The sequence below is a fragment of the Oceanicaulis sp. genome (genome assembly GCF_051859625.1).
Lineage (GTDB): Bacteria > Pseudomonadota > Alphaproteobacteria > Caulobacterales > Maricaulaceae > Oceanicaulis.
Genome location: NZ_JBHYFH010000001.1, coordinates 46353 through 61365, shown reverse-complemented (window position 1 = coordinate 61365; position 15013 = coordinate 46353). Strand labels below are relative to the sequence as shown.

Genomic DNA, 15013 nt, shown 5'->3' with positions numbered 1-15013 from the left:
AGAGCGGGGCCGTCTCCAGTTGCTGGGGCGGCCCCGCTCTTTTCTGGGTTCTGAGAAGGATTTGACCATGCCCCTGACCGTGAAGACGAAACCCGGCCTCATGGAGGCGGGCAACAGCTATCAGACCCTCACCGAATTCATGACGGCGCTTACTGAGCGCAACGCCGCCGAGGGTGTGGAGGAAATCCCCGCCACCGCAGCCCTGATCGAGGCTGCGACGTATATCGACGGCACCTACAGTTTTCCCACTGCGCTCGACACGGTCACGGAGCCGCTGAAGCTCGTTTCCACCCTGCTCGCGCAGCAGGCGCTCAAAGGCCCGCTCGAGCCGATGGATCAGAGCCAGAGGGTGCGCAAGCGTGATCAGAGCGTCGAGGGCGCGGTCAAGGATGTGACGGAGTATTTCGAACCGTCGAGCATCCGCGAGGGACGAGTCTATCCGCTGGTGGATCGCATCATGATCCAGCTCGGGGCGACGCGACAGGGGCAAGGCCCCGTGGGCGTGCTCGTCTTCGCATCCGGAGGCGATTATGCCGGGCAAGTATGAGGACCAGGCGCGCAGTGTCCGCGAGCAGTTTGAAGCCAAGGGCGCAATGCTGAAGCTCTGGCGCTATCCATTGGCGGTGGATGAAACCGCCAATGAGGGGGCGGGTGAGCATCCGCTTCTGGCTGACTATTCCGATCAGACCGGTGCGGGTGAGAACGATGCGCCCACCCCCTACGACATCGCTGTGATTATCAGCCCCGCATCCAAAGGGACCGTCGAGGCCTTCGATGTCCGGCTCAAAGGGCAGACCCTGATCGAGACGCACCTGCGCGCACTCAAGATCGCAGCCTTTGGCCTGGAGGTGCAGCCGCGCCCCGGTGATGGCGTGGACTATGACGGCGAGCGCTGGCGTCTGATCGGCTGCACGCCCATCGGTCCTGATGGCCACGCCATCTTCTACAACGCAGCAATTCAGAGGGCGTGATGGCGGGTTATGGAGACGAGATCGCCGCGCTCTGTGACATGAGCGCTCAGAGGATGGACGCGACCATGCGCGGCACGGTTCTAGAAGCCACGAGCCGGGTGGTGATCCGCACGCCCGTTGATGAAGGACGCGCGCGCGGCGATTGGCAAATCACCGTGGACACGCTCAGCCGTGGCTCGACAGACGATGTTGACCCCACAGGCGCGAAGACGATTGCAGCCGCCGTTTCAATCCTTCCGGCCGGGCAGACGGCAGGGAGAACCGTCTACCTGACGAATACGATGCCCTACATCCGGCGCCTTGAGCAGGGCCACTCCAAGCAGGGCTCACACATGATCGAGCGCACGGTCAACGATTTGCCCGAGATCGTCGACAAGGCCGCCCAAGCGGCGCGCGCGGCTTACCCCTAGAGGAGAGCGAAGATGAGCCTCACAGCCGTGGAAATGGCGCTTCTCGATCACCTGCGCGGCGCCGGTCTCAATCTGCCGATCGCATTCCAGGGCGAGAGCTTCGAGCCTGACCCAGAACGAGCCTATCTGCGCACCACCTTCCTGCCGGCCGACATCAACGAAGCCGAGCAGGAGACTGGCGAAGAGGCCGGGATTCGGCAGACGGGCTCGTACGTCATCATGGCGCTGTACCCTGACAAGGCCGGGCCTGGACCCGTGCGTTTGATGGCGGATCGCCTGGAGCGCTTGTTCAAGCGCCGACAGAAGCTGCCAGCAGTCGCCGGAGAGGTCAGCTTCACTGTAAGCCTCACCTCCACATCAAGGGGCGTTCTCCTGACCGAGGATGGGCGCAACAGCCTTCCCGTTTCTGTTCGCTGGCTCACTCACCGGCCAGCCTGATCCCAACTTCAGACCCGCCCACCCAGCCCGGCTAGATGCCGGGCTTTTTCTTGTGTCGCAACGAAGAGGAGGCCCACATGGCCGCGACCGCTCAATCCACTCCTGCGTCCGGTGCGGCGCTCCAACTTGGCCGCATCCGTGAGGCCACTTTCGGCACCACGCCGGCCACGCCCACGCTCTCGGCAGTTCGGAAGACTTCGCTGCAGATGGCGCCGAATGTTGAGAACTTCATCTCCGATGAGACCAACGCCAATCGCGTCGTCACTGCAATCCGCAACACCTATCTGGGCCCTGCGTTCCAGATCAACTCACCTCTGATCTTTGAGAACTCGGACTCCTTGATGGAGCAGGCGCTTCTCAACGAGTTTGCAGCCAATACGCTGACCGAGGGCAACGTCTTCCTCAGCGATACGCTGGAAGGCTTCTATGCGGACGCAACCACGCCCTTCTACCAGATCATTCGCGGCGCTGCCGTTCAGGGAATGACCTTCAATTTCGACAGCGGCGGTCAGAGCGCTGCAACCGTCCAGTTCACTGGCATCGGCAAGACCTGGGATGTGGCGGAGGCTTCGGTGGCTGCGAGCGCCTACACGGCGGCGCCGACGACTGAGCCAATGGTGGGCGCAGAATCCTCCATTGATATTGATGACACCGAACATCTCGTTGTGTCTGGGTCTCTGACGGTGACGCCGCAGCTCGAAGCTCTCCGTGCCCTTAACAACAAAGGCCCGGCCTTCATCGCCGCCAACGGCAACCGCGCCGTCACAGGACAGCTCGTCGCTTACCTGACCGACAAGACCTGGCTGCAGCGTTTGCGAGACGGTGGAGCCTTTAAGGTCGCCTACAAGGTGGCGGACGCTGGATCTGGCGGCAACTCCTACGCCTTCACGGTCGCCACGGCCAAGGCCACCAATGTCCGGCCGGATGAAAGCGCCGGTTCAACGCGCGTGACCATCGACTGGCAGGCGTTCAACGCCGCTGGCGGCTCCACGCTCTCGATCACGAAAACCGCAGCCTCCTAATCTCACACCGGACGGGTTCGCCTGAGCCGGTCAGTCAGCGCGCGTCCCTTCAGGGTCTGGGGGCGCGCGCTGGCGTTTTCGACCCACACCAGACCCTGAGGACAAGACCCATGGATTTCAACGCATTCGAACGCCTCTATGAGGACACGCCCATCCCGGTATCGCTCTCAGGTCCCGATGGGAAGCTGTTGGTCAGCAAGATCGACGGCAAGCACATCATCTGGAACATGCTCCCTCCCGATGCGCCGAGCGTGGCCGCCCGCTGTGATGAGATCGACGCCCAACAGCGCATCAAGCAGGACGAGGGCAAACTCACCATCGGGGACCGCAAGTTCTATGAAACCCAACGTCTTGCCGCCACGATTGCTGGCTGGTCGGAGAATTGGACTTGGAATGGTGAGACGCTGCCGTTCAGCCAGGCCAATGCCGAGCGGTTCCTCGCCTCCAAAGCGGGGAAGATGCTGCGGGGTTTTTTGCTGGTCTGGCGGCGCAGCAACGAGCTGGCATGGTCCGCCTTGCAGAGGCAGCCAGGGACTACGGGAGCTGGCGCGGACGCCTCGACCGAAAGCACCCAGAAAACGGCCTCACGGGAGAAGAAGAGCTCAAGATCGCAGCGCGCTACGGTGACGAAAACGCAAAGCGCATCCTGAGGCAGCCTGAAGGCGCGCCAGACCTGCACAAGGTCATCAGCCTCTGGCGGGATATGTCGCTGGGGCGGCACTCCGGGGCCAGGGGCGCGGCGCCGCTCTCATGGGCGGATGCGAGCGAGTATGGCCGGACGATGGGGCGTCAACCGCCCCGTCACTTCCTGCGTGCCGTGCTGGTCTGTGATCGCGCGTATCTCGCAGAGATCTTCGCCTAGCTGTCGCCTCGGTCCCAGGGGCCGGGGCGAATGCTGGGTTTTGATGTGAGCTTGTCCATACGCATGAGCACGCCTCGCATAGCCAGAAGCATGAAGCCTCCGATAGCCATGAGAAAACCGAAGCCGAGCTGAATATCAGTTCCTCCGGTCAGGCCGATGAAGACCATGAACACGCTCAGAATGAACGTGAATATCGCAGCGATCCGCAGGGCCTTTTCCATCTGATTCTCCTTTTCAGACAGACGCGAGCCTATCGCGTCCCGCCTCGCGTGCAACGCGGATTCCTCAACCAAATGTCCGGAGGCCCATGTCATGACTGAGCTGGTCAAAGCTGGCATCCAATTCACGTCCAACGCCGTTGAGACGACGACGAGCCTCCGCCAGATGGGTGAGCAGAGCAAGCAGACCCAGAAGGCCACCGACGATTTGGGCGAGTCCGCCAAGCGTGCGGCCGAGAAGCAGCGTGAACAGGCGCGGGCTGCGCTGGAAGCTGAGCGCGCCGCTCGAAGTGAGGCTGAGGCAAAAGCGCGCGCGGAATCCGCTGACCGCGCTTTCGTCGCTCAACTCGGACAGAACACGCTCAGGCAGCGCGAACTCGTCGCCGCTCTTAATCAGGGTGGGGATGCTGTCGCGCGCTATGAGCGCCGCTGGCGTGTGATCGACGCCCAGATGGGGCTTTCCGAGCGCGCGACGGCTGAGCAGCGCCGAGAAGTTGAGCGCCTGACGCTGGAGATGTACGAGGCTGAACGTGCGGCCGACGCCTTCAATGACGAACAGCAACGCACCCAACGCCAGAGCCAGCTGCTGGCGACGGGCATGCGCTATGCGGCTGCAGCGGCCACAGGCTTCATTGTCGCGCTCGGTGGGCGGGAAGTCCTGCAGACTGCCGACAATATAGAGCGCCTTCGCGGTCGCATTGACCTCTACACCTCCTCGGCCATGGAAACGGTCATGGTCATGTCGGAGCTGTTTGACCGCTCCGTGGAGCTTGGGGCCGTGGTCACGGCTCTGGGCGAGACCTATGCGAGGCTGGCACCGGCTCAAGAAGCGCTGAATCTCTCAAACGAGAAAATGCTCGACGTCACCGAAGCTGTGGCGACTGCCTTCCTCGTTTCCGGGGCGAGCGCGCAAGAAGCCGAGAACGCGACCATCCAGCTTAGCCAGGGCCTCGCCTCTGGCGTCCTGCGTGGTGAGGAATACAATGCCGTCTCTGAACAAGGCGCGCGCCTGACGCAGGCTCTTGCTCGACAGCTGGGAGTGGCTACGGGCGAGCTGCGCGAAATGGCGGCTGCCGGCGAGCTGACCTCTGATGTGGTGGCGAACGCACTGCTCGCTGAGCTGCCGCGTCTGCGCGAAGAGGCCGAACGGCTTCCTGTGACAATCGGTCGTGGCTTCACCAGCCTGCGGTCTGCGATCTCCGAGAGCATTTCAATCGTCAACCAGATGACGGATGCGACCTCCACCATTGGAGAGAACTTTCAAATCTGGGCTGAAGCGATTTCTGAGTTCAATGACAGGCTCAATGAGACCCCGCTTGAGCGCCTTGAAAGGATCGGAGAAGAAGCGGGGCGTCGTCCTGTGTTTGAGTGGGATGGTCCACTTCAGGCTGCGGGAGACGCCTTCATGGGCTTTGCCGGAGGCGTCATCACGGGGGCGAACGATGTTGAGGACGCATTCCGCCAACTCCAGGTGCGTGCATCTGGTGGCGCGACCTTCTTCATGGCTCAGGAGCTGGTCGATTGGGAGGCGACAGCGGAAAGCGTTTCATTCGCTGCATCACAAGCCGCTATCGCAACTGAAGAATACGCTAGAGCTGCCCGGAATGCGGAAGCATACACCGCACGTTTCGGTGGTGAGGAAGCAGATGACCTCCTTAACGCCACTTCAGCTGTTCAAGACCTAGTCGACGCGCTCAATGAGGAGATTGAGGCGACGGGCCTTTCAGCCGAGGCGTTGGCGGTTCTACGAGCTGAGCGTGAACTCGGCCGGGATCTGACGGAGGCTGAAGCCGAAGCGATCCGTGACCGGGCGCGTGCTCTGGAAGAAGCCCGCCAGGCGGAACGCCGTCAGGCTGAAGCAGAGCGGCTTGCCGAGCGCAGCCGTGAGCGCAGTGAGGTGACCCTTCAGGAGATTGCTGACACTGAGCGCCTTCTGGATGCGGCCTATGATTCCGTGGCCGCTTACGACGCAGTTGCCGCCGCGATCGCGCGTGAAAATCAGGTGCGGCGCGAGGGTCTGGATCTGAACTCAGCAGCGGGTCTCGCTCGTCTGCAGGAGTTGGAAGACCTCGACCTCCTTGAGGACAAGCTCGAAGCTGTCAACGAGGAACGGGAGCGCGAGAGCGCCATTCTCCGCGAGACCAAGCAGGAACGTGAGCGCGCAGCGGAGGAGGCGCGGCGTGATCTTCAGCAGCTGGCCAGGGAAGTGGAGAAGACCTCCGATCAAATCGCGGGTCTGATCGGTGAGGGAATGATCAACGGGTTTGACGACGTGCTCCCGAAGATCGAACGCATGCTCATCCAATGGGCGGCGCGTCTGGTTCTCTCACCTGTCATCCAGCCGATAGTCAGCGGCTTCATGGGCGGTGGCGGGCTTGGCAGTGTCGCTCAGCTCGGCGGCTCCGGGTTCGGTCCTGGCGGTCTTGCAGGTGGCTTCTCCGGTGTGGGGAACGCCTGGCAAGGCTTCCTCGGGCTGGGTGGCGGCCTCGGTGAAACCGGAACAGTCCTCGGCAAAGGGCTTGGCGGCTTTCTCGGCTTTGGTGAGCAGTCTTTCGCCGGCATCGGTGGAGCTATTGGCCAAGCCTCCCCCTACGCCCTGATCGGCTCCGTACTCGGCGGCGCTCTGGGCCTCCAGGGTTCGGGGAATGCGCTTCTTGATGGCGGGCTCAACCTGGGCGGGGCTGTTGCTGGTCAAGCACTGGGCGGCTCTCTCAGCTTCCTCGGCGCCGCTGGCGGTCCTCTGGGGGCTGTGATCGGTTCTGTTCTCGGCCAGGCGCTTAGTGGTGTGTTTGCCGACAAGGACTATCCCTACGCCCGCTCTGACATCGCGATCCGCAATGGTCGTGCGGTCAGAACGGGTGGAGAAAGCCTTGACGGCGGATCTCTGAGTGGCGCCGAGAAAGCGGTGATTGAAGCGATCAATGCGGCCCTCGGCGCGTTGGGCGTGGCATCTGACTTCAGCGGCGGCGGCACTACCTTCGGGGTAGCGTCCGGGCGCTCTGGCGCCTTGGGTGACGGGTTCTTCGCGGGATCTGGCGGCGGCTTCGCAGGCGGCGCCACATTCACCGGCATTGATGACCCTGAAGAGGCGGCGAAACGCGCAGTGGCCTTCGCCATTTCGCAAGCCGTCGAGAACGGGGCGCTCGGCTTTGAGGCCTTCGGCTCCAATCCGTTCGACCGGGCGATGGGCGTTTTCGAACAGAACGACTTCGATATTGACGCCTCGGTTGCCGACCTGAACTTCATGAAGGACTTCGAGGCCACGCTGTTGAGCCTTGAAGGATCGACGGAAGCGTTCGGGGATAGCATCCGGGCGAATGTCAAAGCCCAGATCGACTCCACCCTGGGCCCGCTGCGCGAGTTCCGGGACCGGGCGGAAGAGCTGGGCCTGTCGTCTGAGCGTTCAGACGCGGCCATCCAGAGCTTTGTCGAGGGCCTGCTGGGCTTGCGGGAGACCGAGAGCCTGAACAGTGCCGAGGCGGCGATTGAAGCGCTCAACGCCAAGTTCGACGAACTGGCGGAAGTAGCGACCGAGTTCGGCATCACGCTCGATCAGGTCGAAGAGGGGCGCGCTGCTGAATTGCAGGCGCTTCGCGACAGCTTCACAGGCGGAATTGAAGACCAGATCCGCGCCTTGACCGCGAGCCCGATCGAGACGCAGATCAACGAGATCATCAGCCAGTTCACCGAGGGGCTTGAGCTATCCGATAGCCTCGATGTTGAGCCACTGATGGTCTACAGGCGCGGCCTCGTGCAGCTGCAAAAGGCTGTCGAAGCCGCCACGCCTGAAGACTTCGATGATCTGGCCGCTGCACTGGACCAGCTCCCTGAAGAGCTGGCGCCTGCAGCGGATGCTGTTCGCGCATGGATGGCGGAAGTCCAGGAGGCGACGGCCGACCAACAAGCGGCGGTCGCCATCCTCGGAAGTCTGCGGGACCAGATCGCCGCAGATCGTGAAGCCGAACGCCTTCAGGCCGAACTCCTGGAGGCCAACGCCAACCTGATTGATGCGGTTTACAGCGCGGAGGCATCCCGGCTCCGCGATATCGCGTCTCTTCAGGAGGACGCCGACCGCCAGCGCATCGCCCAGCTCAACACCGAGGCGCGTCTTTTCAAGAGCGCCGCGGCCGAGCTGGATCGCATGCTCAGCGGCTTGTCGTTCTCGTCGGTCTCGCCCCTGTCAGTGATGGAGCAGTTCGATGAGGCTCAGGCCTCATATGACGACACATTGGCGGCGGCGCGCGGCGGTGACGCCGAAGCGGCGGCGCGCCTGGCGTCGGAGGCACAACGGCTCCTGGAGCTGAACGCACAGGTGAACCGGTCGGGAGTGGCCGGGTCTGATCTATTCGACCAGATCCGCTCTGACCTTGAGGGCGTCCAGGCTTCCGCTGAAACGCGGGGCCAATCCCTCGGAGCTTATGAGGCGCGCACCGCGTCAGCGGTTGAGCGTCAGCTGGACGAGCTGCGAGACCTTCTCGGTGTCAATGATGACGGGTTCGAGAACGTCCGGTCATCATTGGAGGATGCGGCCCGCGCCGCTGCCGCTCAGGGACAGACACTTCAGGAGTTCCTGTCGTCCAATTCGGCGGCCCTGGACGTGCTCGCCAGTGGTGGGTTCGCTGACGCCGGCGAGTTCGCACGCAACGCCTTCGAGGCGGCGCTTGAACAGCTCAACCTCGAAGAGGAACGGCGGGCGGCTCTTGAAGAGGCCGAAAGGCTCGCTGAGGCCGCCACTGACGCGCTCGAGCAGCTGCTTGAGGGTGAAGGGTTGTCCAGCCGCTTTGAAGCCATTCTCGGCAGCATGGACGACTTCCGAAGTGGATTTGATGACGAGGTCGGGGAGATCGTTGGCGCGCTCGGCAATGCCGCTGATCGTATCGACGCTGCGATCTCTGAAGGGGTCACCCGCGTCGGTCGTGAGGCAGAGGAGGTCATCTCCAGCTTTGACGATCAGGTGGGCGACATAATACGCGGCCTGGATGCCCGGATCGCGGATCTGGTCAGGCCGCTTCCATCTACGACACCGGTCATAACCACGGGGCCAGGGACAGGTGGAAACGATCGCGAACTCGTCGAAGAGGTCCGGCGTCTGCGTGAGGATTTGGTGAGCAGCACCGAGACGGGGAACCGGCTCAGTGCTGCGCAGCTTGATCAGCTCGCAGAGCTTGGCGTCACCCAGCCTCAATTCCTGCAATCGAACCTATCGAGGATCAGCGCATGACCCGCTTTCATACTGAGCCCCAATATCTCATCGAGCTGGAAGCGCACGATGGGGTGACATACGGCTTCGCAACCGGACGGGGGTTCGCCCCCACGGATCCGGCTGCGGCGCTGTATCGGGGCCAGTATGACGGGCGCGTCAGCTCTGAGGCCCGGCTTACCGTTCGTCGTCAGACGGATGGGGCCGGGTCTTCCTCGGGAGCGGCGGGGCAGGATTTCGGGGCGATCATACTCGATAACTCTGATGGCGCGCTCGACGCCCTCGGTGAGAAGGGCTTCGACGGGCGGGCTCTCCGCATCCTCTTCGCGCCAGCAGGCGCGCGGGCGATGACGGAATGCGAGCCCGTTTATCGAGGCACCGTCACCGAGCTTCAGGTTCAGCGCTTGAAGGTCACGATCACGCTCAGGGACCGGCTCGAAGAGCTGAACACGCCAATCGGCTCGACCGTCGATGCGGCGGAGTGGCCGGAGGCGGACGGCGAACGCATGCCGGTGATCGCCGGGGCGGCTGTCTCGGTTCCCCTGTTCTGGCTTGACCGGGTTCTGCTGATCGCCGCGGTTCATGATGGGGCGGCGACGGTCAGCGGCGTGTTCGATCTCGGCGTGGCCCTGACGGCGGGCTCAGATTATGCCGACATGGCGGCGATGAAATCCACGGCGCCGGCCAGTGGGCAGTACCGGGTTCTCTCGACCGCTTCCGGCACCTTCGTCCGCCTCGGCTCTCGTCCTCAGGATCACGACAAGATGGCGGCTGACGTGGCGACCGCCACCAGTGCCGGATCATCACAGCTCCGGCAGATTGCACAACGCGCTCAAACGATGACGCCGATCATCCGTCAGAACCTGATTGACTACAGTGACGATCTCTCGATGACGAGCGCCTCATCGACCATCGGGACATATGGCGGAGGCGCGTCAGTAATCGACAGTAAAACCATACAGCTGAACTCGAACAGTGGCGTTTTCAGAGCCATGCTTTCCGGTTTCGACGCTCAGAGTGATTACGCGTTCCAATGTGAGGTCAAAGCAGCGCGGTCTGAAGACGTAGGCAAGGTTCTACAATTCTTCGCAAATTGGAATGGAAACCCCGGAGCAACGCCAGTCGTAACCGTCACACTCACAGAGACATGGCAGGCTTTGGTAAGTGCCGGAACCTCCATCGCGTCTTTCAACTCTGTTCGATTGACCTTTACCGGGCCTGTCGAACAGGGCGCCTTTCAGATCAATGTTCGAGGCTTGCAGGGTGAGCCAGGACTTACAGCATCGCCTTTGATCAAAACGTTCGGCCAATCGGCCTCTATAGACGATCAGATCGGCTATACAGACTATGAACTTCCTACAAGGCGAACTGATCTTGAAGCGCTTGAACGTGATTGGCCCATAGGCGGCTGGTGGCCAGGTGAAGCAACCATCCTTGATGCTGTTTCAGAGGTCGCACGGAGCCTCGGCGCCGTGATCTTCTTCGACCGGCTCGGAAAGCTCTCCGCCGCACGCCTGACGCCAGAAGTCGGCGCTGGTGTCATCGGCGTCTACGGGCCGCAGGTGCGGTCGCCAGGGGGCGGCGCTCGCCGGGCGACGGAGCTTGACCGGGTTCGCCTCGGAAAACCCGCGAAAGAGATCAGCGTCGGCTATGCGAAGTCTCATGCAGTCTTCTCTGATCTAGGCGCTCTCTGGGACACGGCCCCTGCGCGGGCAGAGCGGATCAGCCGTGATTTTGCGCGCTCAGTCGTCGAGGGCGCGGGCGTCGCATCAAAGCACCTTCTTGCGTCCTCGATGCGTCTCGACACGATCCTGAACGACAAAACGCAAGCTGAAACTGTGGCGGAAGAGCTTCGAGCCGCACAAGGCGCTTGGTTTCATAGCGTGATCATCCCTGCTGATGAGGCGGCGTTTGAAGCGCTCGATCTCGGCGCGCGGGTCGATATTCATGAAAGTCGCTGGTCCGGCGCAGTGATCAGCACGGTGGTGCGCGAGATCGCCCACGACCTGACGGCCGGAACCATCACGCTCGGAGTTCGAGAATGACCCAGAAGAACGTCACCATCGGCTTTCCGCTCCATAACGCCACGCTCAGCGGGGGTGACTGGTCAACGGCCCGTCCTCTGGATCGAGCGCTGAGCCCGGTCCTCTCCGATCCGGCCCGTTCGGCGGGGTTGGCGACCGCGGACACGCAATTCGTCGCCACCTTCGACAGCACGCTTCCGACCGGCTGCGTGGCGCTCTGCGACCACAATCTCAGCCTTCAGGCTCAGGTTCGCGTCGAGCTTTTGAACTCGGCTGACGGGGTGCTGGCCGATAGCGGTTGGAAAGACGCCTGGCCGGAGGTCTATGGCGCGTTTTCCCTCGCGTGGGGGGACCCATCATTTATGAGCCTTCGACCTGACGCTCGCGAGCTAGAGCAGGAGATCGGGACGTTCGTTCAACTCTTCGATCAGAACCGGCTCGCCTCAAAGGTTCGGGTCAGCATCGACGACACCGCCAACCCTGACGGGTTCGTGGATCTTGGTTTCGTCGCCTTCGCGACCGCTAACGAGCTGACGGTCAATCCTCAGTATGGCGCGACGGAGGGCTTCGAGGCCCGTTCGAAGCGCCAGACGAGCGCGGGCGGCGTCGACACCTATGAGCGGCGGAACAAGCCTCGCATCTTTCAGGGCGAGTTGATCATGCCCCGGACAGAGCGCCGAAGTCTTGTCGATCGCATGCATCGAGAGCTGGATTTAGATGGGGTCTTCATCTTCGTCCAAGAGCCCTCTGAGGCGCTTTTCAAGCCTCTGACCCAATGGGCGGCGCGGCTCGCTGAGCTGACCCCGAGCCAGCGCGCCATGCCTGATCATGACCGCGTTCCGATCCGCTTCAAACAGGTGCTTTGATGAGCCGATATAATACTATTGTTCGAAATCTAGCGCCGCGCTTCCGCTGTTTGTTTGATGGCGATATCGCTGAGGAAATTCATTCGCTACCGACTTATACTGAAGCTGGCGATCAGATTTCCTTCGCGTCATCAATAATCCCGACGATGACCTCACAATCAATAGCCCTGGCTACTGCGGGTGCGGGGGTTAGGCTTGGCAATAGTTGGTATGTGAACGACGGCGCTGCTCCAGATAAGCCTGAAGATGAAGTCTACTCTTTCATTCGGCGCTCTGTGTCGCTGTGGTTCATCATCGACCAAATGAACGCCTTGCAGTGTCTATGGGAAGAGGGCGGCGGCACGAACTCTTGGGCGGCCTTCGTTGAAGGTGGTGAGGTCAAGATCGTTATGGCCGAAGGGGGCGCCGTAACAAGTGTCGCTTCATCTTCCGGGTTCGGGATATCTGAAGGTCAGCTCTGCCACCTCCTTATGACTTGCAATACGTCAAATGACATTCAGACGCTCTACCTCAACGGAAGACTTGCTGCGTCAAGCTCCTGCGGTGTAGGTGAGCAACTTTCTGGACATGGCGGAGATTGGGTCGTTGGTGGAAACAGTGATGCACGCAACCCAGATGATAGCGTGGCAAACGGCGGTTTCATTGGCCGGGCCCAAGACTATCTGTACTGGCATGAAGTCGAGCTAGGCCAGGCTGATGCACTCGCCCTCTATCGTGCGGGAATAGGCGATGATGAGGGCTTGCTCTCTAGCGTGAACCTCTACCCCTTCGACGTCTCCTCGAACCCCGGTGGCCTCGCCGCTGGCGGGTATCTCGTCGAAGAGGGTGGGGTCTCGCTCGTTGGGCGCACGGTTAGAGCGATGGCTGGCGCAACAGCCTCTATACAGACCTTGCCCACTCTCGATGTTAGCGCCGTAGAAAATGACGCTGACGCGATAACGGCCCTGGTCGCGCCGGCATCCGCCCACGCCACCGCAGTCGCCTCCGCCGCAAGCTCTGCGCGCGCTGCTGTCCCGCCCTTCGATTTCACCCTGCTCTAAGGGGCTCTCATGACCTATCCAACGGATGCGGTCTCGCGCCTTCAGGCGTGGGACACGACAGGTTTTGACCTGCTCACACAGACCGCGATCATCGAGCAGTTCAGCGTCGTCTCGCAGGATTACTCGGCGGTGATCACCTTTGCGCTCGATGCGGTCGCACAGGCTCAGGCCGACACGTCAGCGATCAGCGAAGCCCGGACGCAAGCTGAGACGGATGCTCAAGCTGTCGAGGACGCGCGCACCTCCGCCGAGGCCTCAGAGCTTTCAGCGACACAATCAGCGGCGCTCGCCGCATCCCGCGCCGCCGCGCTGAAGCCCGCGGCCCGCGCCTTCCTCTTTGCAAATGGAGACGACCAATGGCCGGTTCTTTGAAAACAAACATCGCCCTGACATCGGCTGGAAGCTGGTTGAAGGTCATGGGGCAGGGCGTCCGGAGCCTGACGGCGAATGACGAATACACCGCCTCGATCCAGCTTCAGAACCGAGGATCATCGAAGGCGACGGCGCTGATCGCTCTCGTTCACGGTGACGCTGAGCCAGCCTCCGATGACGTTGCCGGCGTCATGCGCCCCGTCGAGATCGACAAGGACGCCATCCAGCCGATTGACCGGATCGCCTGCGAGGCGGGCGTCACTGTCTGGGTGAAGGCCGACCAGATCATGAACGTCTGGGCCTTCGCCCACTTCGACGCGACGCAATAGGAGGCTCACATGGGGTTTCAATCTCAATATCCGGGCGGTGGCGCGGCTGATGTAACGATTGGCGAGCTTGCTATCGTTCAGGCGATCAATGCGAATTCCATCCAGTATGGCTGGAAGCTTATCAATCAGGCAGCGGCCTTGGCCGGGTCTCTGGATCGTCTCTTTGGGCTCACAGTCTCTAGCGGAACCGTGGACGAGCTAGTCGCGTCAGGTGCGGACTTTCAGGCAGTTCTCAGCGATGAAAACGCCTTAGTGTCACTGAGCACTGACCCTTTTTTCAGGGCTGAGGTTGTTGGGTCGAGCGCAGCTATGGCCCTGATAGCCGGGTCAGAAGCGAACCTCCGCGCCGTGTTCGAGGCCCCACTTCTGTTCGGTTCCATTATGGCTGATGCGACCGCGCGCGGAACCTTCACGGCGTCAACGGAACTCACGGCGGCAACGATCCCAAACCACAGCACTGGCGCGGATACAAGCGGGGTCGGTGAGATCATGGCCTCTTCCAGTCAATCAGGTGCAGCAGGGCCGTCATATGCAGTAAATGCCTCAACGGCGGATTGGTGGATACCGGATACTCAACCGGCATGGCTTGAATATGAGTTCGATGACGAATGCGTAATCCATACGGCTCAATGGAACCGAGGGACGTTCGCTTCGAACAAGCCAGAGACAGGTCGGTTTCAGGCTTTTGTTGGCGGTGTGTGGGTTGATGTGGTGGACATGCCGGTTTCCGGGTCAGGCAACGAAACGGTTTATTGTCCGGCACCTTATTCAAGCACGCGATGGCGTATCAACAATATCTCGACCAGCGGCTCCAGCCCGCTCGTTTCCGATTTCCGCCTGTTCGGCTTTTACGTCTAGGAGCGACCATGAGCACCCTCGAAGATAAAATTACGGCTCTGGAAACCCGGATCGCCGCACTCGAAACGCCCGGCATTGACCAGGGCCAGTTCCGTCTCCTCTTCACCTTCGAAGAGCGGCAGGCCGAAGAGGTTTTCCGCCAGAAGGCACAGGATACGGTGAAGGGGGAGACGCCAGAGCCGGTCGATCCACTGGCGCCGACGCCGACAGAGACGGAAGAGCTGAATGCTTGGCTCTCGGCTCGGCTCTACCTGACCATGCGGGCTGACTTTGATCAGGCCGCGTATATCGACCTTGAGGATCCAGCCGTCAGTGCGGCCCTCGACTTCTACATCGCGTGGGGGCTGCTCGCCCCTGAGCGTAAAGCCGAAGTGCTTGCCGGGACCAGGCTCGCCTGATCCCA

General features: G+C 61.7%; 16 protein-coding genes. 15 read left to right on the top strand and 1 reads right to left on the bottom strand.

From position 1 onward, the window contains the following. Positions 1-67 precede the first annotated feature (67 nt). The 7 genes from ACTIGF_RS00255 (at position 68) to ACTIGF_RS00225 (ending at position 3703) form a co-directional block, all read left to right on the top strand. Positions 68-547 (top strand): hypothetical protein, encoded by a 480-nt coding sequence (locus ACTIGF_RS00255; RefSeq protein WP_439634961.1) that lies wholly within the window; start codon positions 68-70, stop codon positions 545-547. Further along, on the top strand, positions 531-971 hold the full coding sequence (locus ACTIGF_RS00250; protein WP_439634960.1) for a hypothetical protein: 441 nt from the start codon (positions 531-533) through the stop codon (positions 969-971). Before ACTIGF_RS00255 ends, ACTIGF_RS00250 begins: the two co-directional genes overlap by 17 nt. Beyond that, complete coding sequence (locus tag ACTIGF_RS00245) at positions 971-1381, top strand: HK97 gp10 family phage protein (protein ID WP_439634959.1); 411 nt, start codon at positions 971-973, stop codon at positions 1379-1381. The genes ACTIGF_RS00250 and ACTIGF_RS00245 overlap by 1 nt, the downstream gene beginning before the upstream one ends. A 12-nt stretch (positions 1382-1393) precedes the next feature. Continuing rightward, positions 1394-1819, top strand: coding sequence for a phage tail terminator-like protein (locus tag ACTIGF_RS00240; protein WP_439634958.1), 426 nt, complete (start codon positions 1394-1396; stop codon positions 1817-1819). Between the two features lie 77 nt (positions 1820-1896). Beyond that, positions 1897-2841, top strand: a complete 945-nt coding sequence (locus ACTIGF_RS00235) for a phage tail tube protein (protein ID WP_439634957.1) — start codon at positions 1897-1899, stop codon at positions 2839-2841. Between the two features lie 110 nt (positions 2842-2951). Continuing rightward, positions 2952-3491: a hypothetical protein gene (locus ACTIGF_RS00230; protein ID WP_439636662.1), complete on the top strand. Its 540-nt coding sequence runs from the start codon at positions 2952-2954 to the stop codon at positions 3489-3491. After that, positions 3449-3703: a phage tail assembly chaperone gene (locus tag ACTIGF_RS00225; RefSeq protein WP_439636628.1), complete on the top strand. Its 255-nt coding sequence runs from the start codon at positions 3449-3451 to the stop codon at positions 3701-3703. The genes ACTIGF_RS00230 and ACTIGF_RS00225 overlap by 43 nt, the downstream gene beginning before the upstream one ends. On the opposite strand, the gene ACTIGF_RS00220 is transcribed toward ACTIGF_RS00225, so the two are convergent. Further along, on the bottom strand, positions 3700-3924 hold the full coding sequence (locus ACTIGF_RS00220) for a hypothetical protein (protein WP_439634956.1): 225 nt from the start codon (positions 3922-3924) through the stop codon (positions 3700-3702). The two genes, ACTIGF_RS00225 and ACTIGF_RS00220, sit on opposite strands and share 4 nt — an antisense overlap. A 91-nt stretch (positions 3925-4015) precedes the next feature. Between ACTIGF_RS00220 and ACTIGF_RS00215 the strand changes: the two genes are divergently transcribed. The 8 genes from ACTIGF_RS00215 to ACTIGF_RS00180 all read left to right on the top strand — a co-directional run bounded on the left by ACTIGF_RS00215 (position 4016) and on the right by ACTIGF_RS00180 (position 15008). Further along, positions 4016-9142, top strand: a complete 5127-nt coding sequence (locus ACTIGF_RS00215; protein ID WP_439634955.1) for a tape measure protein — start codon at positions 4016-4018, stop codon at positions 9140-9142. 326 nt (positions 9143-9468) lie between these two features. Beyond that, on the top strand, positions 9469-11166 hold the full coding sequence (locus tag ACTIGF_RS00210; protein WP_439634954.1) for a hypothetical protein: 1698 nt from the start codon (positions 9469-9471) through the stop codon (positions 11164-11166). Beyond that, positions 11163-12011: a hypothetical protein gene (locus ACTIGF_RS00205; RefSeq protein ID WP_439634953.1), complete on the top strand. Its 849-nt coding sequence runs from the start codon at positions 11163-11165 to the stop codon at positions 12009-12011. Before ACTIGF_RS00210 ends, ACTIGF_RS00205 begins: the two co-directional genes overlap by 4 nt. Further along, positions 12011-13051, top strand: a complete 1041-nt coding sequence (locus ACTIGF_RS00200; RefSeq protein ID WP_439634952.1) for a LamG-like jellyroll fold domain-containing protein — start codon at positions 12011-12013, stop codon at positions 13049-13051. The genes ACTIGF_RS00205 and ACTIGF_RS00200 overlap by 1 nt, the downstream gene beginning before the upstream one ends. 9 nt (positions 13052-13060) lie before the next feature. Beyond that, positions 13061-13423 (top strand): hypothetical protein, encoded by a 363-nt coding sequence (locus tag ACTIGF_RS00195; protein WP_439634951.1) that lies wholly within the window; start codon positions 13061-13063, stop codon positions 13421-13423. Then, positions 13408-13752: a hypothetical protein gene (locus tag ACTIGF_RS00190; RefSeq protein WP_439634950.1), complete on the top strand. Its 345-nt coding sequence runs from the start codon at positions 13408-13410 to the stop codon at positions 13750-13752. The genes ACTIGF_RS00195 and ACTIGF_RS00190 overlap by 16 nt, the downstream gene beginning before the upstream one ends. Positions 13753-13761: 9 nt before the next feature. Beyond that, positions 13762-14610 (top strand): hypothetical protein, encoded by an 849-nt coding sequence (locus ACTIGF_RS00185; protein ID WP_439634949.1) that lies wholly within the window; start codon positions 13762-13764, stop codon positions 14608-14610. Positions 14611-14618: 8 nt separating this feature from the next. Then, positions 14619-15008 carry a hypothetical protein gene (locus ACTIGF_RS00180; RefSeq protein WP_439634948.1) on the top strand — a complete coding sequence of 130 codons (390 nt, stop codon included), beginning with the start codon at positions 14619-14621 and terminating at the stop codon, positions 15006-15008. The last annotated feature ends 5 nt before the right edge of the window (positions 15009-15013 follow it).